The sequence below is a fragment of the Rhodococcus sp. NPDC060176 genome, assembly GCF_042728675.1.
Classification (GTDB): Bacteria; Actinomycetota; Actinomycetes; order Mycobacteriales; family Mycobacteriaceae; genus Rhodococcus_F.
Map to the genome: position 1 here is coordinate 300,615 of NZ_JBHWYS010000001.1, position 24,934 is coordinate 325,548.

At 62.4% G+C, this 24,934-nt stretch carries 20 protein-coding genes; 11 read left to right on the forward strand and 9 right to left on the reverse strand.

The annotated features are described in order from the left end of the window. Positions 1 to 15: 15 nt before the first annotated feature. A complete protein-coding gene (locus tag ACFWEM_RS01390) occupies positions 16 to 1,461 on the reverse strand; it encodes an MFS transporter (RefSeq protein ID WP_378530463.1) in 1,446 nt (481 codons plus the stop codon). Between the two features lie 174 nt (positions 1,462 to 1,635). On the opposite strand from ACFWEM_RS01390, the gene ACFWEM_RS01395 reads away from it, so the two are divergent. The 4 genes from ACFWEM_RS01395 to ACFWEM_RS01410 all read left to right on the forward strand — a co-directional run bounded on the left by ACFWEM_RS01395 (position 1,636) and on the right by ACFWEM_RS01410 (position 6,356). Continuing rightward, positions 1,636 to 2,313, forward strand: coding sequence for a response regulator (locus tag ACFWEM_RS01395; RefSeq protein WP_378530466.1), 678 nt, complete (start codon positions 1,636 to 1,638; stop codon positions 2,311 to 2,313). Then, positions 2,310 to 4,004, forward strand: coding sequence for a two-component system, sensor protein (locus tag ACFWEM_RS01400; protein ID WP_378530468.1), 1,695 nt, complete (start codon positions 2,310 to 2,312; stop codon positions 4,002 to 4,004). The genes ACFWEM_RS01395 and ACFWEM_RS01400 overlap by 4 nt, the downstream gene beginning before the upstream one ends. A 74-nt stretch (positions 4,005 to 4,078) precedes the next feature. After that, the gene (locus tag ACFWEM_RS01405; RefSeq protein ID WP_378530470.1) at positions 4,079 to 4,756 is read left to right on the forward strand and encodes a GAP family protein; all 678 of its coding nucleotides are present in this window, start codon (positions 4,079 to 4,081) and stop codon (positions 4,754 to 4,756) included. A gap of 25 nt (positions 4,757 to 4,781) precedes the next feature. Next, positions 4,782 to 6,356 carry a carboxylesterase/lipase family protein gene (locus ACFWEM_RS01410; RefSeq protein WP_378530472.1) on the forward strand — a complete coding sequence of 525 codons (1,575 nt, stop codon included), beginning with the start codon at positions 4,782 to 4,784 and terminating at the stop codon, positions 6,354 to 6,356. Here the strand turns inward: ACFWEM_RS01410 and ACFWEM_RS01415 are convergent. Continuing rightward, positions 6,349 to 8,319, reverse strand: coding sequence for a BTAD domain-containing putative transcriptional regulator (locus ACFWEM_RS01415; protein ID WP_378530474.1), 1,971 nt, complete (start codon positions 8,317 to 8,319; stop codon positions 6,349 to 6,351). The two genes, ACFWEM_RS01410 and ACFWEM_RS01415, sit on opposite strands and share 8 nt — an antisense overlap. A gap of 98 nt (positions 8,320 to 8,417) precedes the next feature. On the opposite strand from ACFWEM_RS01415, the gene ACFWEM_RS01420 reads away from it, so the two are divergent. Then, positions 8,418 to 9,296 carry an alpha/beta fold hydrolase gene (locus tag ACFWEM_RS01420; protein ID WP_378530476.1) on the forward strand — a complete coding sequence of 293 codons (879 nt, stop codon included), beginning with the start codon at positions 8,418 to 8,420 and terminating at the stop codon, positions 9,294 to 9,296. 3 nt (positions 9,297 to 9,299) lie between these two features. Here ACFWEM_RS01420 and ACFWEM_RS01425 read toward each other — a convergent pair whose 3' ends face one another. Further along, a complete protein-coding gene (locus ACFWEM_RS01425; protein WP_378530478.1) occupies positions 9,300 to 10,277 on the reverse strand; it encodes an ABC transporter substrate-binding protein in 978 nt (325 codons plus the stop codon). A gap of 244 nt (positions 10,278 to 10,521) precedes the next feature. On the opposite strand from ACFWEM_RS01425, the gene ACFWEM_RS01430 reads away from it, so the two are divergent. From ACFWEM_RS01430 to ACFWEM_RS01440, 3 genes are read left to right on the forward strand one after another with little or no spacing between them, the layout of a single operon-like run. Continuing rightward, positions 10,522 to 12,075 (forward strand): Rieske 2Fe-2S domain-containing protein, encoded by a 1,554-nt coding sequence (locus ACFWEM_RS01430; RefSeq protein WP_378530481.1) that lies wholly within the window; start codon positions 10,522 to 10,524, stop codon positions 12,073 to 12,075. Positions 12,076 to 12,089: 14 nt separating this feature from the next. Next, positions 12,090 to 12,755: a YoaK family protein gene (locus ACFWEM_RS01435; RefSeq protein ID WP_378530483.1), complete on the forward strand. Its 666-nt coding sequence runs from the start codon at positions 12,090 to 12,092 to the stop codon at positions 12,753 to 12,755. Positions 12,756 to 12,795: 40 nt separating this feature from the next. Continuing rightward, on the forward strand, positions 12,796 to 14,424 hold the full coding sequence (locus tag ACFWEM_RS01440) for a cation:proton antiporter (RefSeq protein ID WP_378530485.1): 1,629 nt from the start codon (positions 12,796 to 12,798) through the stop codon (positions 14,422 to 14,424). On the opposite strand, the gene ACFWEM_RS01445 is transcribed toward ACFWEM_RS01440, so the two are convergent. Continuing rightward, entirely contained in the window at positions 14,425 to 14,862 is a 438-nt protein-coding gene (locus ACFWEM_RS01445; RefSeq protein ID WP_378530487.1) for a DUF2867 domain-containing protein, read from the reverse strand. Positions 14,863 to 14,915: 53 nt separating this feature from the next. On the opposite strand from ACFWEM_RS01445, the gene ACFWEM_RS01450 reads away from it, so the two are divergent. Next, on the forward strand, positions 14,916 to 15,488 hold the full coding sequence (locus ACFWEM_RS01450; protein ID WP_378530489.1) for a TetR/AcrR family transcriptional regulator: 573 nt from the start codon (positions 14,916 to 14,918) through the stop codon (positions 15,486 to 15,488). 179 nt (positions 15,489 to 15,667) lie between these two features. Further along, entirely contained in the window at positions 15,668 to 15,796 is a 129-nt protein-coding gene (locus ACFWEM_RS01455) for a hypothetical protein (protein WP_003943237.1), read from the forward strand. A 60-nt stretch (positions 15,797 to 15,856) separates the two neighbouring features. On the opposite strand, the gene ACFWEM_RS01460 is transcribed toward ACFWEM_RS01455, so the two are convergent. Further along, a complete protein-coding gene (locus ACFWEM_RS01460; protein ID WP_378530491.1) occupies positions 15,857 to 16,741 on the reverse strand; it encodes an NAD(P)H-binding protein in 885 nt (294 codons plus the stop codon). A gap of 56 nt (positions 16,742 to 16,797) precedes the next feature. On the opposite strand from ACFWEM_RS01460, the gene ACFWEM_RS01465 reads away from it, so the two are divergent. Beyond that, positions 16,798 to 17,124 (forward strand): helix-turn-helix domain-containing protein, encoded by a 327-nt coding sequence (locus ACFWEM_RS01465; RefSeq protein WP_019745900.1) that lies wholly within the window; start codon positions 16,798 to 16,800, stop codon positions 17,122 to 17,124. A 1,140-nt stretch (positions 17,125 to 18,264) separates the two neighbouring features. On the opposite strand, the gene ACFWEM_RS01470 is transcribed toward ACFWEM_RS01465, so the two are convergent. The 4 genes from ACFWEM_RS01470 to ACFWEM_RS01485 all read right to left on the reverse strand — a co-directional run bounded on the left by ACFWEM_RS01470 (position 18,265) and on the right by ACFWEM_RS01485 (position 24,933). Then, positions 18,265 to 19,326 carry an alpha/beta hydrolase gene (locus ACFWEM_RS01470; RefSeq protein WP_378530493.1) on the reverse strand — a complete coding sequence of 354 codons (1,062 nt, stop codon included), beginning with the start codon at positions 19,324 to 19,326 and terminating at the stop codon, positions 18,265 to 18,267. An 83-nt stretch (positions 19,327 to 19,409) separates the two neighbouring features. After that, a complete protein-coding gene (locus tag ACFWEM_RS01475) occupies positions 19,410 to 20,879 on the reverse strand; it encodes a cellulase family glycosylhydrolase (protein WP_378530495.1) in 1,470 nt (489 codons plus the stop codon). An 80-nt stretch (positions 20,880 to 20,959) separates the two neighbouring features. Further along, the gene (locus ACFWEM_RS01480) at positions 20,960 to 23,083 is read right to left on the reverse strand and encodes a phosphocholine-specific phospholipase C (protein WP_378530497.1); all 2,124 of its coding nucleotides are present in this window, start codon (positions 23,081 to 23,083) and stop codon (positions 20,960 to 20,962) included. A 104-nt stretch (positions 23,084 to 23,187) separates the two neighbouring features. Further along, on the reverse strand, positions 23,188 to 24,933 hold the full coding sequence (locus ACFWEM_RS01485; protein WP_378530499.1) for an Ig-like domain-containing protein: 1,746 nt from the start codon (positions 24,931 to 24,933) through the stop codon (positions 23,188 to 23,190). Position 24,934 lies beyond the last annotated feature (1 nt).

A 24,934-nucleotide genomic window follows, 5' to 3' on the forward strand; every position in this document is an offset into this window, starting at 1 on the left:
TGCAGGACAAAACGGTCAACTAGTTGTCGACAGCACCTGCTCGGATTCCTCGGAAAGCGTCTGGTTGACGCCGGTTGTGCGCAACGTCGCCGCACAGACCAACGCACCGAGCGCGGCGACGAAGGCTGCGACAAACAGTGCCAGCCGAAGTCCACTGACAAAGTCGTTCGGTGATCCGCCGGGCAGCATCGACTGCGCCGGAAGGAAGGCCCCGAGCGCAGCAACACCAACTGCGATGCCGGTCTGTCGGAACGCGTCGTTGATTCCTGCAGCCAATCCTGAATGGTTCGAAGTACTTTCGCCCAGAACCAACCCACTCATGACGGGGTTGAACACCCCGGCTCCCACGCACGCGACAACAAATCCGGGAAGTATCGCGTACGGCGAACTTGTCACGTCGACGACGGTCATCATGACCAGCCCCACCGAGACGAGTAGAAGCGAACACGTCAACGAGATCGAGACGGGGATGCGTCCGTCCAATTTTGCGGTGGCGCCAGCGACGACGAACATCGCGACCGTCGCCGGCAGATAAACGAGGCCTGCGTCTACGGGGGACAGATGCAGCACGTTCTGCAGGTAGATCGTCGTGTAGACGAAGACGGCGAACAGGGAGGCGGAGATCGAGAGCGCTGCAATCTGCGCTCCGGCGAAGGCGCGATTGGCGAGCAGATGCGGGGGCAGCATGGGCTCGGCGGCTCGACGTTCGTGCAGGTAGAAACCGATCAGGGCGGCTCCGGCGATCACCGCGGCGATCATCGGCTCGGGTTCGAACCATCCGGCCTCGTTGCCGCGCAACAATCCGAATACCAGAGCTGCCAGACCCGTGGACACCAGAATCTGCCCGAGTACGTCCGCTCCGCGAGGTCGAGGATCGCATGATTCGGGAACCCACCGGACAGTCAATGCCAGGGTGATCAGCCCGATCGGAACGTTGATCAAAAAGATTGCGCGCCAATCCGACAACTCGGTAAGCAGCCCGCCGACTAGTGGGCCGACCGCAAACGCGCCGCCGATCGTGGCGCCGTAGGCAGCCAAGGCAGTTGCGCGCTGGGGTCCCTTCTCGAACACGTCCGCCAGCAAGGCAAGTGAGCAGGCGAAGAGCACTGCGCCACCGATGCCCTGAGCCGCCCGCGCGATGTCGAGGACCCAGATGTTCGGTGCCAATGCGCAGATCAGAGATGCCGTGGTGAACCACAGAATGCCGACGACGAAAACGTGGCGTCGACCCCGTCTGTCCGCCCACGACCCGGCACTGAGAACCACTGTCGCCAATGCCAGCGTGTATGCGTCGATTACCCATTGCAGGGCGCTGACACCGGTATCGAGGTCGGATGCGATAGACGGCAAGGCGGTGTTGACGACGGCGATGTCAAGCATGAGCATCGCGGTGCTCACGCATACTGCCAGCAGAGTGGCTCGTCGTACTGCGGTGTTCTTCGGTGTGGTCGGTGCGGTCATGGCCCGTCCTGATGTGTCGAAGGGGTGTGTACTCGGAACACCCTGCGCTCCGGCGCTTGGGACATACCGGGCGAAATGCTTGGAGCCCGCATGGTCGATAACTGCCGTGTTACTCGGAAACCGTCACCACCCGCTCGGTCGAATGCGCACTGTCCCAACAGTTAATCTCTGGTCATGGAGACCAGCCAGTGGGTGCGACGGGTGTTGGTGGTGGAAGACCAACCACTGATGCGTGCACTCGTCGGTGACGCGCTCACACACGCCGGGTTCGTGGTTCATACCGCCGGATCGGCGGTCGAAGCGCTCACGGAGTTCGACGGATTCGATCCGGACCTCTTGGTCACGGACATCGACCTGGGTGTGCGGCCGAACGGCGTCGATCTCGCGAACATCGTCACCGTGAAGGCTCCGCATTGCGCGATCGTGTTCCTGACCAACTACCCCAACGCATCGACGGCGCCAGGTTCTGCGGGTGTGCCGCCGAAATCGCTGTTCGTGGACAAGGCGGCTGTCCAGTCGGCGGATCAGTTGATCGGCGTAGTGGAGGCCGCGTTGACGGAAACCGAGCCACCGACGCTCGGGAGTGATCGGGACTCCGCCCTGTCGAGCCTCACCAGATCACAGCTCGATCTTCTGCGTTACATCTCGCTCGGCTGGTCGAACAGTGCAATCGCAGCCCATCGTGGGTCCTCGATCCGCGGGGTGGAGAAGCTCATCGCGCGCACCCTGGAGAGCCTGGGGTTGGCGCACGATTCGTCCACCAATCCGCGAGTGCTTGCCGCGAGCATCTTCATCCGTCATTTCGGTGTACCCGAAGAGATAGGTGTTCCCGAAGTGACCGACTCCGCGTGAACCTGCGCGAGTGGTGGCTTCGGCTCGGTGATCGGAACATAGTCACCAAGTGGTCGTGGATTCTGACGCTGCCGTTCGCGGTGACCGTGATGGCCAATTACTACCTGTGCACCGGGGTCCGCGAGGTCGGTGCGATGGCGGTCGGCGCCTTTGCGACCCACTGCGTTGTCGGGGTGATGCTGCTCATTGCGAGGGCCGTCCTTGCAACGCACCGATCGCAGTTCGCAGCCCTGGCCCTGTTCACAGTGATCGGTGCGATCCGCCCGTTCGTCCTCGACGCGATCACCCGCGCGCTCGAACTCCCCGTCGACCCCAGACCGATGCTCGTCCGGGTTGCGCTCAACGTCGTGTGCAGCGTTGTTTTCTTGTCGTTGATCGCCGTATTGGTAGGTGCTCTCCGTGACCGCGTCGCGCTGCAACGGAGTTTGAAGGTTGCCGGGGCCGCCGTCCAACTCCAACAGGCCCGGGATCGATTCCGTCTCGACCAGACCCGTGCGCAGTGTCGGCGAGAGCTCGAGCGCAGCATCGAAACAGTCATGCACACGGTTGCTGAAACGGAACTCGAGGGAGCGCGCGGGGCAGCGCTCTTGAAGCGAATATCCGACGACGTGGTTCGCCCGATGAGTCATCGGCTGTTCCGGGAGATTCCCCAGATCGAATCACCGACGCCGATTGTGCGGCTGACGGCGAGGGATCGATTGATCGGCGTCGTACGTAGCGTTGAACCGGCGCCACTGTACGGACCGGTGTTCGCATACACGGCACTGGTGACCGTCTACCTGCTCGGAACGTACGGCGTGACGTTCACGGCGGTCCAGATTGCCGTCGGTTTCTGGATCTTCGTCGGTGGCAATGTGTGCGCTCGCCGAGCCGTTCGCAACGGAGGCGGCCCTCTGAGACGGATCGCGACTCTTTTTGCGGTGTACTGCTCGAGTGCGCTGATCAGCAGTACCGCGACATGTCTGCTCCTGACAGTCTTCGGCCGTACCCCGACTTTCTATCTCTCGTCGATGGCCGTCTACCCGCTGGTTGCGCTGTCCGTCTGTCTGATCAAGGCTGCGGATACGCAGCGTCAGGACGAGGAGCGTCAACTCCGCAGTGCCCTGAGCCGGCAAGCGCACGATGCAGCTCGTATCCATGCTGAGCTCATGCACACCCGACGTGGACTGGCCAGGCTGTTGCACTCGTCGGTGCAGGGTGAACTCGTAGCGGCCGCATGGTCTTCGGGCACCGTTGCCGGTCGTCGAGTCGATGTTGCGGCAACCATTGCCCACATTCTCGACGGCTTGGAAAGCGACCTGTCTGCGTCATCTGATCAGCCGGCTGACTCCGATGCCCGAAAGCATATCGATGATCTTGTCACGGTGTGGCGCTACGCAATTCCGATCGTCAGTCACGTCGACGACGAAGTCTGGACGGTGATTGGATCAGGCTCTACTCGGCTCGACAGTGTGGTGGAGATTCTGTCGGAGGGACTGACCAACGCCGTGAAACACGGTGCAGGAGGGCCCGTCTTCCTCGAGGTGGCACTCTCGGATGCTCGGGCGGTAGTAGTGCGGATCAGTTCGCCGGGTCGGTTGCCGGTGGCACGGGACTCAGGGATCGGGCTTGAATCGCTCGCCTGTACGGTATCGTCCCTCGAGCTTGTCGAGGAGGAAGACCGGGTAGTCCTCACGGCTGTGCTTCTGTGACACCGTGAGTGGCAATGTCGTGGAGGCCGAACATTTCGCCAGTGGCCGGATTGGCCGCTTGTACGGTCGCAGAAATGGAATCGATTACTGCGCAGCTCATCCCACTCGCCACCGGCGTCGTCATCAGCCCGATTCCTCTGGTTGCGATAATCGCGATCCTGCTGTCCACTCGGGCGAAGGCAAACGCTTTTGCGTACACCGCGAGCATCGTTCTGGCGGCGGCTGCGATTACAGCAGCCACGGCACTCTCGACCACCGGAGTGGAATCGAAGTCCAGCGGCAGCGCGTATACCGTCCAGACGGTGTTCGCCGGTGTGTTCACTGTCGGTTTTCTGGCGCTCGCCTACTCGAGTTGGCGTAGCCGTCCGAAAGACGATGCCGAGCCGGCGATGCCGTCGTGGCTGGCGCAGATCGACTCGATGCAACCGGCCAAAGCTGCGGTCCTGGGACTGTTGTTGACCGTACCCAACGCGAAGAACCTGCCACTCGAACTCAAGGCAGGTTCGATCATTGGTGGCGCGCACCTCGGCTGGGTATCCGTGGTCGCGTACTCCGTTCTGTTCGCGGTCGGGGCGTCCATCGCCTTGATCGTTCTGTCAGCCTTGGCTGCCGTGCCCTCGGCGAAGGTGACCGATGCACTGAGCGCCACCAAAAGCACTCTGATCCGCCACAATGCGGCAATCATGACCGTTTTGTTCCTGATGCTGGCAGCATTGGAACTCTCGCACGTTGTCGAAGCCCTGTCGAAGTAGCAACTTGTTTTCGAGGAGAAATCGAATGACGATCACCCCCAGCGAAGCGCCGGTAGTCGAGACAACGTTCGGGCCGGTTCGAGGATCGACGAAAGGCGCGGTATCGAGTTGGAAGGGTATCCGCTACGCGGCGCCTCCGGTCGGTCCACTGCGATTTCGTGCACCGGTTCCGCCGCAGCCGTGGACCGAGATCCAGGACGCAACAGAATTCGGACCGTGCGAGCCGCAAAGTCGACTCGCGATGATCCGGCTCGGCGAGAATGTTCCGATGGACGAAGACTGCCTGTTCCTCAACGTGTGGGCGCCGGGTCCCGTCGGTTCTGAGGCTCCGGGTAAACCGGTCATGGTCTGGATTCACGGCGGCGCGTACTTCCGCGGCGCATCCAGCCAACCACTTTTCGACGCAACCACATTGGTAGAAAACGGTGACGTTGTCGTAGTCTCGATCAACTACCGGATCGGTGTATTCGGCTTCGTCGATTTCTCGTCCTTCAACTCGAGTGAACATACCTTCGAACCCAATGTCGCGCTCCGCGACATGATTGCAGCACTGCAGTGGGTACAGGACAACATCGCGGCTTTCGGTGGCGATCCGAATCGAGTGACGCTGTTCGGTGAGTCGGCAGGCGGCGGCGCCGTGACGACGCTGATGACCGTCCCGTCCGCGCGCGGCCTGTTTCATCGCGCCATCGCCGAAAGTTCGCCCGCCACTTCGGTGTACGGGAGTGAACGCGGCGAGATCGTCGCGAAGCTGTTTCTCGAGATCTTCAGCGGCGGCGGCGATCTGGGCCTGTTGCGGTCTACGTCCGCCGAAGACTTGGTTGGGCCTTCGGACGAGTTGTTTGCTCGCGTCCCGCAGGAGACGCCGGGAACTCTTGCGTTCGCGCCTATCGTCGACGGTGATCTGCTCCCCGACTACCCGGTGCGAGCGTTCCGACACGGCAACGCACACCCGATTCCGCTCATCATCGGGACTAACAGGGACGAGTCTTCGCTATTCCGGATGATGAAGTCGCCGTTGATGCCGATCGATCCCGTCGTGATCACGTCGATGTTCGCCGAGATCGCCGACGAGCATCCAGGACTCGAACTACCCGATCATTCCCAGATCGAAGGGGCATACTCGGGGCTGTCGAAGCTGGGCGCCGGCCTCGGTCTGACCCGTGACTTCGGATTCCGTCTGCCGACACTGTGGATTGCCGAGGCGCACAGCAAGATTGCACCGACATGGTTGTATCGCTTCGACTACGCGCCGCCGATGCTCAAGGCGTTGAAGATCGGTGCGACCCACGGCACCGAACTTGCCTACGTCTTCGGCAACATCAATCACGGAGCGCGGGACATCACCTACAAGTTGGGTGGGCTGAGCGCGGCGCGTCATGTATCGGAGCGTATGCAAGCGAGGTGGTTGGACTTCGCCAGAGCTGCAGGCGATTACGCCGCCGGGACTGATCGTGAACTGGGTACAGATCCAGGGTGGCCAGCGTACGACACTGACCGACGTGCGACGTTGTTGATCGACAAGCACGATGCAGTCGTCGCTGACCTCGACCGCGAGATCCGGGAGGCGTGGGGTGACACGGTGATCGCATTCACCTGATGGTTTCGGTCTGCCCTAGGTTCGCCAGATAGTGCGAGACGGGTCCCGCAGTGAGCATTCCGCTTCCAGCGCCGGCAATTTCGGATGCGGCAGACAGGAGTGCCGCTCGGGCTCGCTCCTTGACTCGGCTGTCGCCGACCGCAGTCGCCGCAGCAGCAGTCAGGCACCACAGTGCCTCGGAGAGTAAATCTTTAGGCGGGTCTGGCAATGCGTCGACTGCCTGGGCGGCCTCGTTCACCTCTCCGTGTGCGAGAAAGAGGTGTGGCCGGGCCCAGGGTTCGTACGGGCCCCACTGCGTCGTGGCGTCGAACCTTGCCGGCAAACCGCGCCACACTCGGAGTGACAGAATTGCGAGAGGGAGTATTCCGTCCTCGAGTCCGGGCATGCCGGAATCGTAAAGGTTCGCCGCCGCAGCTTCGTACAGCTTCTCGCAGTGAGCCGCATCCGCTCCGGTAGCGGCCGTTCGCATTGCGCGGAACCAGGTGGTGAACACCGCTGCCAACGGCCGTTCGTGACGTCCAGCCAATCGGTCAACTGTCTCGGCATGTAGCTCGGCTGCAGCGAATTGCCCCAGTGCACCGAGGGCTTGCATGCGGATCAGATGGCCGAGGATCTCGAAGGTGGCCAGGCCGTGTCGAACGGAGAGGTCTACCAGTTCACGGCCGATGCCGTCGCGCTCGGAGGCCAGACCGGTAGTCCAGAACGTCTGCATGAACAACCCGTTCAGAGCAAACGCCAAGAGTCCTGGATCGTCGAGAGCACGACCGATCTGTACTGCAGCACGGGCACATTCGAGCCCGCGATGATCGGACACTCCGCGCGATTCGAGTGCGATCGTCGCCAACAGTCTGGCCCGAGCGGGTTCGTTGCCGTCAGGAAGGCGATCGAGGGTGCGCTGTGCGGCCTCGACGATCCGCGCAGCCTGCCGAGGATCGTCGGATCGCGTCCAGATTCCGGGCACGTCGTAGTTGCCGATGATCCGTGCGGTGAGTTCGACATCGTCCAATTGTTCAGCGGCGCCGATGACTGTCAGTCGCTGGTTTCGGGCAGTCTCGAGTCCGCTTCCGCCGGCAACTGCCAAACTTCGGAGGAGGCCGACGGTTGACTCCAATCTCGATTTCGATCCGGCCTCTACGGTCCTGTCGTACGCTGCCGAAACCTGAGTGAAGATCTGTTCTGCCCCTACAAGATCCAGGTGCGTCTCCCGGCGGAGAATGTCGGACTCGAGGTCGTTCAGTCGTGGACCAGGGTCGATGCCCAACTCTTCGGCGAGTAACCTTCGTGCGCGACGTAGGACTGCCAGAGCATCGCCCTGACGGTCGGAGCGGTACAGTGCGAGGGCGAGTAGTCGCCAACCCTCTTCTCGCCAAGGGTGTTCCGTCACATGGGCATCCAGATCGGGAATCGCTTCGGCTGCTCGCCCGAGATCGAGTTGCGCGGATGCCAAGCGTTCGACGGCAGTCAGACGCAGTTCCTCCAAGCGCGATCGCTCCGTTCGGACCCAAGGCTCGTCGGCGAACTCCGCGTAGGCCGGCCCTCTCCACAGCTGCAGCGCGGTTCGGAGCAGTTCGAGTGCTTGCGCCGACGTCGAATCGGCGGCCTCACGCACCAGCCTTTCGAATTCCCAAGCGTCGACCGCGTCGGGTGCAGCATGGAAGGCGTAGCCAGGCCCCTCGGTGACAATGACTTTCGACTTCGTTCGCGGCGCACGATCCGGTTCGAGCGCGCGTCTCAGTGCGGAAACGAACGTACGTATTGCGCTGGTCGCCCCGGCCGGAGGATCGACCCAGAGGTCGTCGACGATCACGTCCACCGGAACGACACGTCCGCGGGCGACGATCAGACGAGCGAGGACGGCTCGGTGTCGTGGGCCCTTCAGATCAATCTGGTGTGAAGACTGGTTCCACGCGACCACGGGTCCAAGAACGCCGAAAGCCGGGCCCTCAAAAGTGTGGTCTCGCATTTCCCCACGCTATCGCGCTCATCGAACGCTCATCGACTCCGGCGAGGCTGATTGCCGTCACCCCGACTTGCCGTCACCCCTACAAACGAGAGCGACCGATGACGATCACCATTCCAGGCTTCGAGTACCACCAGATTTCCACAACAGACGGGGTGCGACTCAACGTCGCGGTCGGCGGAAGCGGGACACCACTCGTGCTTCTTCACGGCTTCCCCCAGACTCACCTCATGTGGCGTCACGTCGCCACCGCATTGGCGTCGGATCACACCGTCATCTGCCCGGATCTCCGCGGATACGGGGCCAGCGACAAGCCGGTGGAGGAAAACCCCGACACCTATTCCAAAAAAACAATGGCTGCCGACGTCGTCGAGGTGGCGAAGAAACTGGGACACGAGAAGTTCGCCCTCGTCGGCCATGATCGCGGCGCATTGGTGGCCGTCAGAGCGGGGCTGGACCATCCGGATGTGATCACTCAGCTCGGTTCGTTGGACGTGCTCCCCACCTTGGATATGTGGGACATCCTGCACGGATCGAATGCAGCTGTTGCATTCCATCTCTACCTCATGGCACAGCCACCCGGTCTCCCCGAGCAGATGATCAGCGCCAGCGCCGACGCGTTCTTCGAGTACTTTCTCGACGTGTGGACGCAAAACCGCGAAGCAATTCCGGCTGACGTGCGGGCGGAATACTTGCGCGCCTCTCGGGAGGCGGTGCCGTCGATCGTTGCCGATTACCGCGCGTCGGCCGGCATCGACATCGAACACGATCAGGCCGATCGGGATTCGGGCAACCAGCTGCGCATGCCAGTCACGGTCATCCAGCAGGACTGGGGTTCCATGCTCGGGTACGACGCCGAGGCCCTGTGGACAGCGTGGGCACCCGATCTCGAGCACCGCACGCTGTCCGCAGGTCACTTCATGGCGGAAGAGGCGCCCACCGAAGTGGTCGACGCGATCCGCACCCTGCTGAAAAGGTAGTTTCTAGCGCTTGACCCCGGCCGCCAAGTCGTCGACCAGAACCTTGGCGGTCAGGGCGTATCCCGCGGCCTTGTAGTAGTCGAAAGGAATCACTCGGCCGGCCTGTGCGGCGGGCAGTCGCAGCCACGTCGGCGAGGTGTACACGCTGCCGGTGGCGCTGCGATCCAAGGCGAAGATGACGTCGGCATCTTCCAGACGGTTGAACTGCTCCGGTCCGAGCATCACGCGAAGGTCGGGGCCGTCACGCAACACCTCGAACCCCAAGTCCTCGGCGACGGCAGTGCGGAAATCGTTCTGGAACCACGCGATCTGATCCTCCGCGGCGGCGACAAACGCGACCTTCTTGCCGGTCATCAGTGGTTCGACAGTCGGGCGGACCTGAGCCACGTGAGCGTCGTAGTCGGCCAGCACTTCTTCGGCACGATCACTGCGCCCGATGCCAGTGAGGAAGTCCACCATGACCTTCCGCCACTCCGGGGTGAAGTCCTTTCCGACAGGCAGGACCGGAGCGATCTGCTGCATCCGGTCGTTGCCGTACGACCCGGTGTCCCACCAGCCAGCGCTGAGGACAAGAAGGTCGGCGCCGAGGGTCGAGATGTATTCGAAGTTGGGATCCGAAGCACCTTCGGCGAAAATCTCGACACCCGTGGCATTCGGAACCTCGCGGCGCAGGTGTTCGGCGGCGCCCGACGGGTAAGCGGTCAGCGGGTATCCGGCGAGAATCGACAATTCGAGGCCGTCCCGCGGATCGAGGGCAACCACGTTCTGCGGGTCCGTCGGAATGATCAGCTTCTCGTCGCCGCGAGTGAACTCGAAGGTCTCCGCGTTCTCGGGCGTCGAACTTTCCGTGCTGGCGCAGGCGGCGAGAAACGCGGTCGCAGCGACGCCCGCGCCGACGCCGAAGAAGCCGCGTCGCGTCAGGTTGTCCACGATCGCCCAGTAGTCGTGATCGGTCGTGGAGGGAGAAAGGAGTCGAGTCATGCTTGTTAGGTTAGCCTTAGGAGCTGGCCTCGGGAATGCTGAAACAGCTCCCGCGAGCGCCAAGAAATACGGCGAACACGCCAGCGTGGAGAGTGTTGTCGGCGTCACCTACCTGTCTGATTCACAACCCACTTTCGACCTCTGACGTGCATGACGTCACAACCGGTGGCCTCCTCGATCGCGATTTGGCCCTGATCGCGCCGACTATGCTGAGTTGACCAGCAGTACGATTTCGGAGGTTGCAATGCAGATCACCAGCGTCGGCCACGCAGGATTTCACATCCAGACCGAGGCCGGATCCATCCTGTGTGATCCATGGGTGACCCCGACGTATTTTGCGTCCTGGGTGCCGTTCCCCGACAACACCGAGTTGGACTGGGACGCTCTCGGCGACTGCGATTACCTCTACGTCTCGCACCTGCACAAGGACCACTTCGATCCGAAGAATCTGATCGCGCACGTCAACAAGGACGCCACCGTCCTGCTCCCCGATTACCCGGTGCCGGACCTCAAGCGTGAGCTCGAGAAGCTCGGCTTCCACAAGTTCTTCGAGACCGAAGACTCCGTCAAGCACACCGTCAGCGGTCCCAAGGGCGACCTCGACATCATGATCATCGCTTTGCGCGCTCCCGCAGACGGTCCGATCGGTGACTCGGGCCTCGTCGTCTCGGACGGGGAAACCACCTGTTTCAACATGAACGACGCCAGGCCCGTCGACCTGGACCCACTGACCGACGCCTTCGGGAAGGTCGACATCCATCTGCTGCAGTACTCGGGCGCGATCTGGTACCCGATGGTCTACGACATCCCGAAGGGCACCAAGCGCAACTTCGGCAAGCAGAAGCGTCAGCGTGGCATGGACCGCTGCCGTAACTACATCTCTCAGGTCGACGCTGCCTGGGTTGTTCCGTCGGCCGGCCCGCCGGTCTTCCTCGACGACGACCTGCGCTACCTCAACGACGATCACGGCGACGAGGGAAACATCTTTCCCGACCAGATCACGTTCCTCGAGCAGATGCGCATCAACGGCAACGATCGTGGTCTGCTGATGATCCCCGGCTCGGCCGTCGAACTTCGCGGTAGCGAGAAGGTCGCTCTGACGCATCCCATCCCGGACGCAGACGTCGACAAGATCTTCTCCAACAAGGCCGAGTACATCGAGAAGATGGCGCAGAAGATGGCCCCGGTCATCGCCGCGCAGAAGGCCACGTGGGCTCCGGCCGAAGGCGAGCCGCTGCTCGACGGTCTCAAGGCCAAGTTCGAGCCGATCATGGCTCAGTCCGATCTCATCTGCGACGGAATCGGCTACCCCGTCGGACTGGTGATGGGGGAGGAGACCGTTGTCCTCGACTTCCCGAAGCGGATCGTTCGTGAACCCATCGACGGAGAAGGTAAGTACCGCTACGGCTTCCGCATCGCTCCCGAACTGGTTCGCACTGTTCTGCGTGACGACGAGCCCGACTGGGTCAACACCATCTTCCTGTCGACGCGCTTCACGGCGTGGCGCATCGGCGGCTACAACGAATTCCTCTACACGTTCTTCAAGTGCCTCACCGACGAACGCATCGCCTACGCCGACGGCTGGTTCGCCGAGGCCCACGACGACAGCGCGTCTATCGAGCTGGGCGGGTACGAGATTCAGCGTCGTTGCCCCCACCTCAAGGCTGACCTGTCGAAGTTCGGTGTCGTCGACGGCACCAACCTCACTTGCGATCTGCACGGCTGGCAGTGGGATCTCGAAACCGGCCGCTGCAAGACGTCCAAGGGTCACGAGCTGCGCACCACCAAGCTGAGCTGAACCGAGCTCGTCGGGTGACGGGATACAGCAGGTCGCTGATCGGCCTGGCGACAGCGCTCGCCGGGCTGGCCGGTTACGTCGACGCGCTCGGATTCATCACGCTCGGTGGGCCTTTCGTTTCGTTCATGAGCGGCAACATGACGCAGGCGAGCGTCGCATTTGCCGACGGAGTGTGGGCGGCCGCGCGGGTGGCCGGCGGGATCATCGTGCTCTTCCTCCTGGGAATCGCGTTGGGAACCGTCGTCACCCACTTCACGGAGCGGTACTCCGTCCGGGCCCGCAAGGTCACCGTGCTCGCGGTTGTGGCTGGGCTGCTGGCCATCGGTTCGGTGATGAGCAGCCTCGACATCACCCCCGGCGCGATCTCGTCGATGGCCTTGGCGATGGGAGCCGTCAACTCGGTGTTCCAGCGCGACGGCGAGGTGACGATCGGCGTCACGTACATGACCGGTGCGCTGGTCAAGATGGGCCAGCGTCTGACCGGAGCCTTTCTGGGCGGCCCGAAGTGGGCGTGGCTGCAGCACTTCGGGATGTGCGCGGGTTTGATCGCCGGCGCGGTAATCGGTGCGTTGGTTCATCGGTGGATCGGCCTTCACGCTCTGTGGCCTGCGTCGGCATTCACGGTTGTTCTGGTCGCCGTTGCCTGGCGGGTCTCGCCCCCGGCGCCGGCACAGGTGTAGAAAGAGCCAGACACACAAGCCGGGGGTACAGGGGGAAGCAGTGGATGCTCTGATCATCGTGGTGCTCGGTCTGCTCGGAATCGTCGCGGCCTCGACGCTCGGAGCGCGTATCGGAGTCGCAGCACCGCTGATTCTGGTGATGGCCGGGATCGTTGTCAGCCTCCTACCCTTTGTCCCAGCGGTGGACATCGACCCGGAATGGATTCTGGCAGGCGTGCTTCCGCCACTGCTGTACTCCGCCTCGGTCTCGATGCCGTCGATGGAGTTTCGGCGTGAGTTCGGTGCCATCGGTGGGCTTTCCGTTCTGCTCGTTGTCGTGAGTGCGCTTGTTCTCGGTGTGTTCTTCTCTTGGGCGATACCAGGACTGGGCATCTGGTGGGGCATTGCACTCGGTGCGATCGTGAGTCCGACGGATGCCGTCGCGACATCTATCGTCAAGAAGCTCCCGGTCTCGCCGCGGGTGGTGTCGATCCTCGAAGGCGAAAGCCTGCTCAACGACGCCACCGCTCTGGTTCTGTTGCGTACTGCCATCGCCGGCGCCGCCGCGTCGGTGTCACTGTGGAGTGTGTTGGGCAAGTTCGCTTTTGCCGTGGTCGTGGCCGCGGTCATCGGTGTTGTCGTCGGCAAGGTCAACCTGATGGTTCGTGCACGTGTCACCGATTCGACGGTCAACACGGTCATCTCGTTCACGGTGCCGTTTCTGGCGGCGATCCCCGCCGAAGAGTTGGGTGCGTCAGGGTTGGTTGCTGCCGTCGTGGCTGGGCTCGTCACCGGCTACGACGCTCCTCGGAAGCTGTCACCGCGACATCGGTTGTCGGACTCCCAGAACTGGCGCACAGTCGAATTGGTCCTCGAAGGCGCGATCTTCCTGGTGATGGGCCTCGAACTCTCGTCGATAGTCGACGATGTCCGGGTCGACCACGAGGGCATATCCACGGCGGTCTTCGTGGCGGCGGGGGCTCTGTTCCTCACGATCTTGGTGCGGGCTCTGTACGTAGCCCCGCTCCTGCGAGCGCTCCAAGCGCGGGCGAGATTTCGTGAACGTATGAAGCCCAGACTCTCCGACATCGCGAATCGACTCGACAATCCGGAGGACTACCCGCCAGACGAACGACGCCGCAGTAGGCGTCGGGAGCCTTCGGCGAGCCAGATGGAACGGTTCAAGGTTCGGGTGCGGCGCACGGTTGCCGATATCGACTACTACCTCGCTGCGCCGTTGGGATGGCGTGAAGGCACGATCGTCATCTGGGCCGGCATGCGCGGGGCGGTCACTTTGGCTGCCGCGCAGACTCTGCCGGAAGACACCCCGAGTCGATCGCTCCTGATCTTGGTTGCGTTCCTGGTGGCAGCAGGCTCGTTGATCCTTCAGGGCGGGACGTTGAAGCGCGTCGTAGTGGCGGTCGGTCCGGCAGCACAGGACCTCACCGATTCCGAACTAGACGAGCATCGCAGGTTGCTCGAGCTTCTCGAAGATGCGTCGGCGAGTGTCGTTCCGCCAGAGGGTCGGTCGAAGAAGAGGATCCGTCTCGACGTGATCGACGCGCAGCGTCAAGCGTTACTCGACGCGCGGGACGACGGCCTGTTCGACGCACGGATGCTCGGATCGGCACTTGCCGCGCTGGATGCCGATCAGATCAGTCTCGAACTCAAGGGCGGTCCGGACGGTTGATCACGTGCACAGCCTCTTTCGCGCCGACGTCATCATCGCCCGCGTGATGACGCCGTGCAGTATCTGAACGGGTGCGAAGTAGATTCGGCCCGCTCTATTCTTCAGCTCCACGGCAGTGACGACGTGCAAGAGGCCGGCGTCGTTGTCGGCCTGAACCGAGGCGACAAATCGTAGGTGTTTCTCGTCCGCTTCGATGAGGGCCTCGCCGTCGGCGATTTTGTCGACGGCAAAGGTGTCGGGGCGTCCCTGGGCGATACCGAGCAATCCGACTACCCGCTCCCTCAGCCAGAACATCGCGAGAACTGGAGCGGGGACATTTCTGACGTCGAAGACTGCCTGTGCCCACTCCTCGGAAGTATGGGTCGGAACAGGCGGGATGGTGATCGTGGTGGCCTCTGCCCAGTCCGGCGCAGGCATGGCCTTGAAAGCGAGTGTCATTTCGTCCTCCGTACGGTGCCGTATGGAACCTACCCATACGGTACCGTACGGAGGTGACGAATGCCCGCGCCCGACTTTCTCGCGACCAGTGGATCGATGCAGCTTTCCAGGCTCTGGCCAGCCATGGGCCTGATGCAGTTGCCGTGGAAAAGGTGGCGCGCACGCTCGGATCGACCAAGGGTTCCTTCTATTGGCATTTCGCCAACCGCGACGAGTTGCTGCAGGCTGCGCTCGATCGGTGGGAAGTTGTGGCAACCGAGAGACTGATCTCGTCCGTCGAGTCCTCTGGTGAACCGGCGGAGGCGCGATTGCGTCGTCTGGTGGATTCGGTCACGACCGGATTGGCCGATCGCCGTGCGGAGTTGGAACTACTTGCCGGGATCGACCATCCATTGGTTTCGGCGGCGGTTCGACGTGTCACCGAGCGTCGCGTTGCGTACATCGTGACGTTGTTGGCCGATCTGGGTATGGACAGGCACAAGGCGGAACATCGTGGCGTACTTGCATATTCGATGTACCTGGGGCAGATGCAGCTGGTGCACAGTGCACCCGATGCGGTTCCTCGCAGCGGTGCGGGCCGTCACGCACTCGCTGACGAGTTCGTGAACATGGTTCTAGCCAGGTAAGTCCGCCGTCGAAATCGGCGTGATCTGCGCATCACCCTGCGCTTTCAGGTGAGGGACCACACATTGCGCGTAACCCATAGTTACAGATACTTTGAGGTCAGCTGAAGTGGGGTGCCGGATATGTCGGCATTTCCCGGAGGCGCAAAACCGTTTCACGACAGGAAGAAAGGTGACTCACCATGAGCGTTGTGCTTATTTCGTTGCTGGTCGCCGCTGGACTCACCGTGCTGGCCACCAGTGACGGTGCCGGTCTGGACTTCGGGAGTCGGCAGCTGAACCGCCAGTTGAAGACCCGCACGCACCGGTAACCCCGGAAAACGGCCGGCTCCACGCGATCCTTCGCGGAGCCGGCCGTTTGCGCTGTCCGGTCAGAACACCCCGAGATCTGTCAGCCAGGCCTGGGTGTTGCGTGCATTGATGCCCAGGACAGCGGCAGAACCCGTCGCCGAGTCGAACGCGACGTTGTCGGCAGTTGCGAGTCCTGCGTAGAGCTGAGCAACCCCGGTCGCCGCGCCCGCTCCGATGATCGGCGCAATCGACGCGCCGAACTTCTCGGGTGTCACGGCTTCGAAAGTTACCGCGCGCGAAAAGTGTTCGGCGAAAGCCTCGGCCAATTCGTTGCCGGTGATCGCCGGAATCTGTCCGATGTCGACTGCGTCCGGTGCTACGTCGAGAGTCAGGGCCGCAACGGCTGCATCAGCGACATCGAGGTGCGAACCCCATGCGACCGCGAGATCGGCACGCAATGGGTACCGCAGGACGCCTTCGTCTTTCACTCCCGACAGCACGGTAGGCAGAAGCAAATTTTCGAGGAACAGCCGCGGGGTGAGGACGGTCACCGCGATTCCTTCGGCGCGAAGCCCGTCGACGAGCTCGGAGAGAACGGGTGTGTTGGGGCCGGTAAGCGGCGAAGTAGCGTCGCCGATCACCGTGCCGCTGGTCGAGATCACGAACCGCGAAGGACGTGCCGCTTTCGCTGCTGCCAGAACGTTTCGGGCGTAACCCGCGAGCGTCTCGGGGTCGCCGGCGAGTGGCAGATGGAAGAACACTCCGTCTGCCGCGCGATACGCGTCGGTGAGAGAGTTGACGGACGAATTGTCCGCGACGACGGTGTTCGCGCCCTCGAACGTCTGGTCAGGGTTACGGGTGATTGCTCGGACCTCGGCGTCGGCGGATCCTTCGAGAGCCGCGACCAACCCTGCGAGAACGGGAGAACCTTGAGCGCCGGTGGCGCCATGCACTGTGTAAGTCATGACGCCTATAGTTCACATCGGGAACCAGTTACTTCAAGTGAACTAATGGGGAATCGATGAGTGAATCAGGTCATGTACTTCCGGAGTGTGGCGTTGCGCGCTTCCTGCTGGTCTTGGACGGACCGTGGGCAACACTGATCGTTCGTGAGCTCACGCACGGCCCGATGCGCTTCACCGAACTACGACGCGCTCTGCCTGGCATCAGTCCCAGGACACTCTCAGCCAGGCTCAAGCGTTTCGAGGAGTTCGACCTGGTGACCCGGACCGCCTACGCCGAGGTACCGCCGCGGGTGGAGTACGAACTCACCGCGACGGGGATGGAACTGCGCTCAGTGCTCGAAGCGATGGTCGAGTGGGCGGATCTGGCACTCCCCGTTTCGTGACCTGCCCTCAACGTGGGCCCGAAAGTCCCATCCGCAGAGCACTGCAGCTCTCGAACATCGCGTCTTGGTCAACTCCGGAATTGCGTGATGCTCGAAGGCTGGCTCCGGAAGGTTGAGTGCGGCGGTGTGGATGCCGGTGGGGAGGCAACTTGTTGAGGGATAACATTCTGCATGCCTTGATCCAGTGGGTAGCATCTGGCCGGAAAGTTTCATGGTGCAAGGTTCATCAGGCGGCCAATATCTTTGAATTCGCAGACGCCCGTTTCCGTGGGTGGTCATAGTGTGTGGCTCTATGTGCACTGGTTGTCGACGATTTCCGTGGATCGGTAATGTGCAGTAGACCCTGACGATTCGTTGGTTGTCGTGCCTCCTGCTCCTGGGTCCGCCACAACTCGATAGGCCCGCCCGATCGCTTCATCTCAGGCCTCAAGTCTCATGTCATCTGTTCATATGAACTTTCGACTCGAGCGGCGGATTCCGTATAGATCTGTGCAAATCTTGCCGGTGAGCGGTCCCAATACGAGCAGATCACGAGGTACGAATTATGCGTCCAATATCGCGGATAGTTGTCGGCACCGCCTTGTCCATTCTTTTTGCAGCGCTGGGCCTCACCCTCGGTGGTGGGACAGCTGGAGCCTATATTTCCGACCCCGGAAACGTCACATGGTCGTCAACCGCCAGCACCGTCACCGTTGCCTTCGAGGGAGTCCAGGCAACGGCTAGGCCGATCGGTTGCGACATTCGGACGGTGTCGTCATTAGGCACGACGGAAATCGGTCGCATCTGGCTTGACGATCAGGGAAACGGAACCTACACGTCCCCTCCTATCAAAGGTTTGGCGAAGACCTCTACCTACTGCTACGACCAAGACATAATCGGTTACGAATACCCAACGTATGAAGCCGCCTATCCGGGCGAACCGGAACCTTGCTTGGCTGGTCTTGCGAGTCTGCTTCAGTTCATGGGCTCTTCGCAGTGCTCGGGTGTCAGTGCATCTACCGGAAGTTAGGCCGATCGGACGTCTTGAGTGGTCCCCCAGTCGGACCTTGGGGCATTGGTTGGAGTCCGGCGGAAGTGTGCTGTCACGTCAATGTCATCTGTGAACGATGTATTACGAGAGCACGCGACTCCTGACTGCTCTCAGCCAATGCCCGAAAGTCCCACCCGCAGAGCGCCGCAGGCCTCGAACATCGCATCTTGACCGGTATGGCCGACACCGGTGGTGTTGACGAAGGCATGGATCAATCCACTGTGACGCCTCAGCGCGACCGGAACTCCAGCCTCTCGCAGCCGGTTCGCGTATTCCTCGCCTTCGTCGCGCAGTGGGTCGAAACCGGCGACGGCAAGGTAGGCCGGCGGCAGGCCGGCCAGATCCGGGGTGAGCAGCGGGGAGACTCGCGGGTCGAGAGCCGAAGCGCCGCCCGACAGGTAATGGGCCGCATACCAATCGAGTTGGGCGTCGGTGAGAAAGAAGTCGGTGCCGAACATCTTGTGCGAAGGGCGCTTCGACGAAAGGTCCACCCAGGGAAAGAAGAGCAGCTGGAATGCCGGCTTGACGGCGTCTTCGGTCGTGGACTGCGCGACGACGGCAGCCAAGTTCCCACCCGCGCTGTCTCCGCCTACCGCAATGGATTTCGGATCTGCACCTAGATCTGTGGCATGTTCGACGCAGTACCGGAATGCGGTGACGGCGTCATCGACCCCGGCGGGGAAGGGGAACTCCGGCGCTAACCGGTAATCCACCGACAACACACTGACTTCGCCGTGACGGGCCAGGAAGCGGCAAACACTGTCGCCGCTTTCGAGGCTGCCGAGGACGAACCCGCCGCCGTGGAAGTACACCAAAAGTGGAGCGGGCGTTGGCACCCCGGCCGGTCGATACAGCCGTGCGGGAATGGAGTGGTCCGCGGCCGGGATCTCGATGTCACGAACCGTCTCGATGTCGATAGGAGCACCGCCGAACAGTCGCGATTCGGCGTCGATCTGGGCTCGCCCCTCTTCGACCGGAAGATGCTCGAAGCTCGTGCCCTCGACTGCCGAGAGCAATCGCAGTGCAAGTTGGATCTCGGGGTGCAGAGTCTGCCCGTCGATTTCCTTCGGTTTGCCGCCGAGAATGCGCTGCGCGCCGGTTGGCAGGGCACCAACGATGTCGAGAACCACTCGCGCAACACGATCTTGGACAGACATCTTCTCCGTGGACATACTCGCCTTCCGTCGGCCGATCACCCGTCGCTTGTACGTTACGAAAGAACTGGACAAATATCCAGGAACTCTGACACCCGAGATCAGGCTGCCGGAGTGACCGTGACTGTGACCGGACCCGTGTCATCCGCGGTTTCCACTGTGAGAAGACGGCTTTGGGGATTCCAGTTCACTATATCGGCTCCCGCGACGTCGACGCCGCCGGGGAAACCGCTCTCGGGTAAATAGATCTCGGTCGGTGCCGTCACCGCGGGGTCCGGGTTGAACGTCACCTGAAGGCGGTCGACGGTCGAGGACCATTCGGTGGGTGTGCCCGCGACGGCACGCGGATAGGGCTTGTTCAGGGTGTCGACGAGGAGTGTCTGCGTTCCGTCCGGCAGGTACGGGCCCCACGGTCCGGGATCGCTCGACCAGTACGAGACACCCGCGCCGAGTTCCCGAGCAGTCGTGTAGACGCGGTCGATGTAGTCGCCTGCGCCGGGCAGTGTTGTGTCGAGCCCGAATTCGCCGAGGATGATCGGAGCGCCGCCGAGTACGTTGCCGGCAATGTGTTCGACGCTGTCGCGCCAGGTGTCGATGGTCGCGTCGGTGAGAGTGCGCGAGAGGCCCGAGTATCCGTCACCGAGGTCGAGGGGCAACGGATACAGGTGCGGGCAGTACGCGATTCGCTGTTCGCCTGCTCGTGGGTCGTTGATCTTCGTGAGCCCGCTGGGGACACCTTGGTTGACGCCGACCGCTTGCGGGGCCACACATACCCAACTGTCCTGATCCACTTCCCTGATGGCGTCAGTGGTTCGCTGATACAGGGCGGCGAGGGGTCCACCTTCGAAGGCGGGACCCTGCAGGGAACCGCCCCACGGCTCGTTCATCAGGTCGTATGCCACGACGGTGTCATTGCCGGCAAAACGTTCGGCCACTGCCTGCCAGGCGTTCGCGTAGTGCTCGACCAGTTCGGGGTGTTGACCGGTGGTGTTCCAGAAGTTGTCGAAGGCGCGCATTACGCCGGGTTGGATGTAGTACAACTCCCATCGGTCTTGAGGGCTGACCGGAAGGCCGTCCATGTAGGTCGCCCAGGCCGGTGCGCCGTTGCCGATGTTGCCGGCGCCGTTGCCACTGTTGCCTTCTGGAGTGATCGCGCCGGAGTACACGTCCTGATGCATGTCGAGCATGACCTTGTAGCCGCGCTCGGCGTACCAGCCGACTCGGTCCTCGACACGGTCCAGATACTCCTGGTCGTACTGTCCAGGCTCGGGTTCCACCGAACGCCAGGAGATCAGGAAACGCACGAAATTTGTTCCCATGTCGGCATGTTCGCGTTCGAGATCCGCTTCGGTGAACTCCGGCATGCCGTCCGGTGAGCTTTTTGCGCTCGACGCCGTGTTGAACCCTCTCAGGATCAGCGAGCGGCCGGCGTCGTCGGTCAGATACGACGGTGGCACATCGGTGCCGCCGGCACTCCCTGGCATGGGCAGGCTACCTTCGGCAGCGGCGATGCCGCCGCCCAAGACCAGCGAGCCTGCGATGATCAGTGCTGAGAGCGGGATGCGACGCACGGAGCCTCCTACTGGATGTTTGGGTGGATTGAATTGTCAGACTGGGGTTTCAGATCTGGATTTGATCACTCGGTGTCGATTCACGCGGGTTGGCTTACGCTGGTCCGCCCGTCTTCGATGTGTCCGACGAGTACGCGCTTGAATTCAGGATCTTCGTCGACCGTCACGGTGGCCTGATACCAACCGTCCACCGACGGCACCGTCCACCGACCGCGTGCACCCGCTCCGAGCCTGCGTCGATCCCCGTCCACATTGACGGAGAGCGCACGACTTCCGGAATTGGTCGCCGTCAGTACAAGCATGCGCGTCCCTGCGTCGATAGTTGTCGAGACGTCGAGCGAAGCTGCCGCACTGTCTGTAGCTCCGCTGAACTCGCGCCTGAAACCATTGGGACCCAACAGGGTCAGGCTGTAGACCCGGTCACCGAGCGCAACGACGTCGTCGACTTCACCGACGACGTCGTAGTGTCGCGGCTCTTCGAACTCTCCCGCGTACGGGTACAAGGCCAAGTGTGCGGACGCGGCACCAGTATTGGCCAGATGGACCGTCAACGAGCCGGCGCCCGGATCCGCCGTCGCGTAAGCGTCGGGCTGATAGGGAAGTGCTCGCGCAGGTCGAGTTCCCCTTTCCTGCACGGGCATCCTCTGCTCGGTGGGAGGTGTTGGCGTCCATCGCGGTTCCAGCGGCGGTGTGGGTTGCGGGCGCGCCAACGTCGGCCGGCTACGCGGGTTGGCGAAGTCGAACGCCGACGTGAGGTCGCCACTCACCGTGCGTCGCCACGGGTCGATTTCCGGTTGCGTGATTCCGAACCGCTTCTCCAGAAACTGTGTGACAGACGTGTGGTCGAATACCTGCGAACAAACGAAACCTCCGACGGTCCACGGCGAGATGATCGTCATCGGCACCCTCGGGCCGAGACCGAGCGGCTGACCGCCGACCCATTCGGTTTCGATCGAGCGCGGTGGTCTGGGCGGCGGTACGTGGTCGAAGTAGCCGTCGTTCTCGTCGAAGTTGACGATCACGGCCGTCTTCGCCCACAGTTCGGGATCGGAGGCTATGGCGTCGAGCACTTGATAGAGCAGTGTTGCGCTCGCCGCTGGTGACGATCCCGATGGGTGCTCCGAATCCGCTTCGGATGGAACGAGATAGCTGACTCGAGGCAGAGTGCCGGACTCGACGTCTTTCCTGAAATCGGCAGCCAGTGTGCCGGGCCGGGATCGGTACAACGCGCGATCGTAGAGTTGGCGATCAGCGGGTGACAGTTGGTCTGCGGCATTCGCGAGGGCCAGTACCGCTGCGTCCTGGACCGGCGTCGGCATCGACGGCAGGGCGAGATAGAACCCGGCCAAGGTCTGAAGTTCGTAGGGGAGCAGGCTTGGCCGGCCGAGCAGCCCTGCCGCCACTTTCTTGAAGGCAGTGAAGTACTCGAGGTTGTTGTCTCCGAAGTTGTCCCACTCCTGGTAGGTCTTCCAGGAAATGCCGGCGGACTGCAGTCGCTCGGGGACCGTCGTCCATCCGTAACCGGCGTGCCAGGGGTTGTAGGCCGCATTGGTTACGGCTCGCCCCTCCGGGCCCGGTGGATCCGAAGGAAGTACCGACTCGGTTGGATTCGGCGAGAGTGGCTCGTATCCGGTGTATCCAGAGACCCAATAGTTCCGGTTGGGGCTCGTCGATGTCGGTACGGAGCAGTGGTAGGCGTCGCAGATCGTGAACGCGTCCGCCAGTTCGTAATGGAACGGGATGTCTTGCCGGTCGTAGTACGCCATCGTCGTACCGGTTTTTGCCGCGATCCAACCGTCGTGCCAGCCGTCGGCGAGTGCGGCATGTCCGCCCGCCCAGCTGTGGTCGAGTCCAGTGACGTTCTGGGTGTCCATGCGTTGCGCCGCAGCCGAATCGCGGATGGGGAAGGGGAGCACAGGACCGGTAGGCCCGGGTTGTTCGAAGACGCTGTGGCCGCCGCGCAGACGCAGCGCATTCGGATCCCCGAATCCGCGAACCCCCCTCAGCGCGCCGTAGTAATGATCGAAGGATCTGTTCTCCTGCATGACGAGGACAACATGCTCGATCGAATCGAGCCCGCCGGAGTTGACGGGTGTCGCGAGTGCTCGCTGAAGCGACGGCGGGAGAAGGGAAGTGGCGGCGAGTGCTGTCGCGCCGACCCCGGCAGCGAGAAACGACCGTCGGGAGAGAGGGTTCCTGGACACTTGTGCTCCATCGACAAATCAATCGGTGCAATGACTACGGCCGCGACATGCTGTTGCCGCTGCTCCGAATCGGTGCAGCGGCAACAGTGTCGAGCGAATTGCGATCAGGAACCGAAGAGACCGCCCAGCGAACCTAGGCTGCCCGAGCCACCGGTCCCGCCGTCGTCAGGGGCAGCAGAAACCTTGACGACGGATTCGTCCGACGCGGACTGTGTGAATCCACTTCGCCCGGCGTATGCCGCCTTGATTCGATGATCGCCGGTTGACGCGAAAGTGTGCGTCAGTCGTGCCACACCATCGGCTCCGACGACAACGGGTTGTCCGATGGGTTGGTCACCGTCGTAGAACTGAACCGAGCCCCCGCCGGGGTTGGGGGTGACCGTCGCGGACAGTTCTGCCGCGACATTCTGCTTGGCCGTCGAGGGTGCTGCCAGTGAGGTCGAGGTGGTGACATCGGACGGTGCGGGATCAGACACGGTGACCGTCTGAGCGGATGCCATCGACGGCATGAATCCTGTTGCGCCGGAGTAATAGGCCGACACGGCATGAGCTCCAGCCGAGGTGAAGGCATGTTCCAGGGTAACTTTGCCGTCAGCGCCCACCGGGATCGGAGCGCCGATATCTGCAGCGCCATCCTTGAACTGGAGAGTGCCACCGGTCGGTGTCGGCGTGACCTGCGCCCTCAGCGACACCGATACGCCGGTCTTTGCATCGGTAGGAACGTTCACGGCAGTGTCGGTCTGCTTGACGACAGGTGCCGCAGTTACCGTGAGCATCGCCTCGGTCGAGTTGGAACTTTGGAATCCGTTGATTCCCTGGAATGTTGCGGAGACCCGTGCGGTTCCGGCGGTGTAGAACGTATGCGGTAGCCGGGCAATGCCGTCGGCACCCGGCGTGACCGGTGCGCCGACGTCGGCGCCGTCCACCCGGAACTGCACGTTTCCAGTGACCGGAGCCGGATCCACCTTCGCGACGAGCTCTGTCGGTGTACTGGCTTGGATCGAGCCGGGCATCTGGACTGTGGTCGTTGTCGGTTGGCTGACGTAGATGGTGGTCAGAGCCTGGCCGCCGGCGTTGAGGCCGGAGTTCCTGTTGTCTCGCGGGGAGCAGTTGTAGCGCTCCCAGTAGTTGACCGTGAAGACATCCTTTTCGCGCTGGACGAATGTGAGCGCATTTCGGTCGTCGTCGTAGTTGGCGGAGCCGGGATCGGAAACCCTCAACGAAGGCTTGATTTCGGTACCGGCCGCACCAGCTTTGACCGTGACGTCGACCGCGGGGAGTCGGAACTTGGTATTGGCGCCGACGATGATTCCGTCACTGGATCGAACTGCGGAGGACGGACCGTTTCCGGTGGTGCGATTCGATCCGGAGATGCGCAGGTGCGTTCCGGATGCAGAGGGATTTCCACCGTCGTCGATCTGTGTGACTGTTGGAGTGGCACTGTCGGATCCGAGGCCGTATGCACTGTTCGCCACAAGCTGGGAGCTCACGAATTCGACGCCGGACGGGATGTCGAAGTCGTACTTGATTCGGGCCCAGTGCACGACTCCGCGGCTGGCATGCCCGCTGTTGTTTGCCTTCATCTCGTTCGGCTGCACGCGGTAGGTGACGGTCTCACCCGGTGCCGCGGTGGTTGGTGCGGTGATGGTGACTCCCGATCCGAGCGTCTCGTTGAACGTGATCGGGCTTGCCACACCGTCCATCTCGCGCACGTGGCATGCAGTCGTGAAGGGCACGCTCTTGGTCTCGGGGGCCGCAGAGGCGATCCCACCGCCGGCGATCGAGAACAAGCCGCCGGCAAGTACCGAGACGGTTGCAATCGCAGAGCCGCGTAGCAGTTTCGAGTTCATC

What these genes read in the sequence shown, in the direction of transcription:
- ACFWEM_RS01390 (WP_378530463.1), bottom strand. Translation starts at nt 1,461, where the DNA reads ATGACCGCACCGACCACACCGAAGAACACCGCAGTACGACGAGCCACT.
- ACFWEM_RS01395 (WP_378530466.1), top strand. Translation starts at nt 1,636, where the DNA reads ATGGAGACCAGCCAGTGGGTGCGACGGGTGTTGGTGGTGGAAGACCAA.
- ACFWEM_RS01405 (WP_378530470.1), top strand. Translation starts at nt 4,079, where the DNA reads ATGGAATCGATTACTGCGCAGCTCATCCCACTCGCCACCGGCGTCGTC.
- ACFWEM_RS01410 (WP_378530472.1), top strand. Translation starts at nt 4,782, where the DNA reads ATGACGATCACCCCCAGCGAAGCGCCGGTAGTCGAGACAACGTTCGGG.
- ACFWEM_RS01415 (WP_378530474.1), bottom strand. Translation starts at nt 8,319, where the DNA reads ATGCGAGACCACACTTTTGAGGGCCCGGCTTTCGGCGTTCTTGGACCC.
- ACFWEM_RS01420 (WP_378530476.1), top strand. Translation starts at nt 8,418, where the DNA reads ATGACGATCACCATTCCAGGCTTCGAGTACCACCAGATTTCCACAACA.
- ACFWEM_RS01425 (WP_378530478.1), bottom strand. Translation starts at nt 10,277, where the DNA reads ATGACTCGACTCCTTTCTCCCTCCACGACCGATCACGACTACTGGGCG.
- ACFWEM_RS01430 (WP_378530481.1), top strand. Translation starts at nt 10,522, where the DNA reads ATGCAGATCACCAGCGTCGGCCACGCAGGATTTCACATCCAGACCGAG.
- ACFWEM_RS01445 (WP_378530487.1), bottom strand. Translation starts at nt 14,862, where the DNA reads ATGACACTCGCTTTCAAGGCCATGCCTGCGCCGGACTGGGCAGAGGCC.
- ACFWEM_RS01455 (WP_003943237.1), top strand. Translation starts at nt 15,668, where the DNA reads ATGAGCGTTGTGCTTATTTCGTTGCTGGTCGCCGCTGGACTCACCGTG.
- ACFWEM_RS01460 (WP_378530491.1), bottom strand. Translation starts at nt 16,741, where the DNA reads ATGACTTACACAGTGCATGGCGCCACCGGCGCTCAAGGTTCTCCCGTT.
- ACFWEM_RS01465 (WP_019745900.1), top strand. Translation starts at nt 16,798, where the DNA reads ATGAGTGAATCAGGTCATGTACTTCCGGAGTGTGGCGTTGCGCGCTTC.
- ACFWEM_RS01470 (WP_378530493.1), bottom strand. Translation starts at nt 19,326, where the DNA reads ATGTCCACGGAGAAGATGTCTGTCCAAGATCGTGTTGCGCGAGTGGTT.
- ACFWEM_RS01485 (WP_378530499.1), bottom strand. Translation starts at nt 24,933, where the DNA reads ATGAACTCGAAACTGCTACGCGGCTCTGCGATTGCAACCGTCTCGGTA.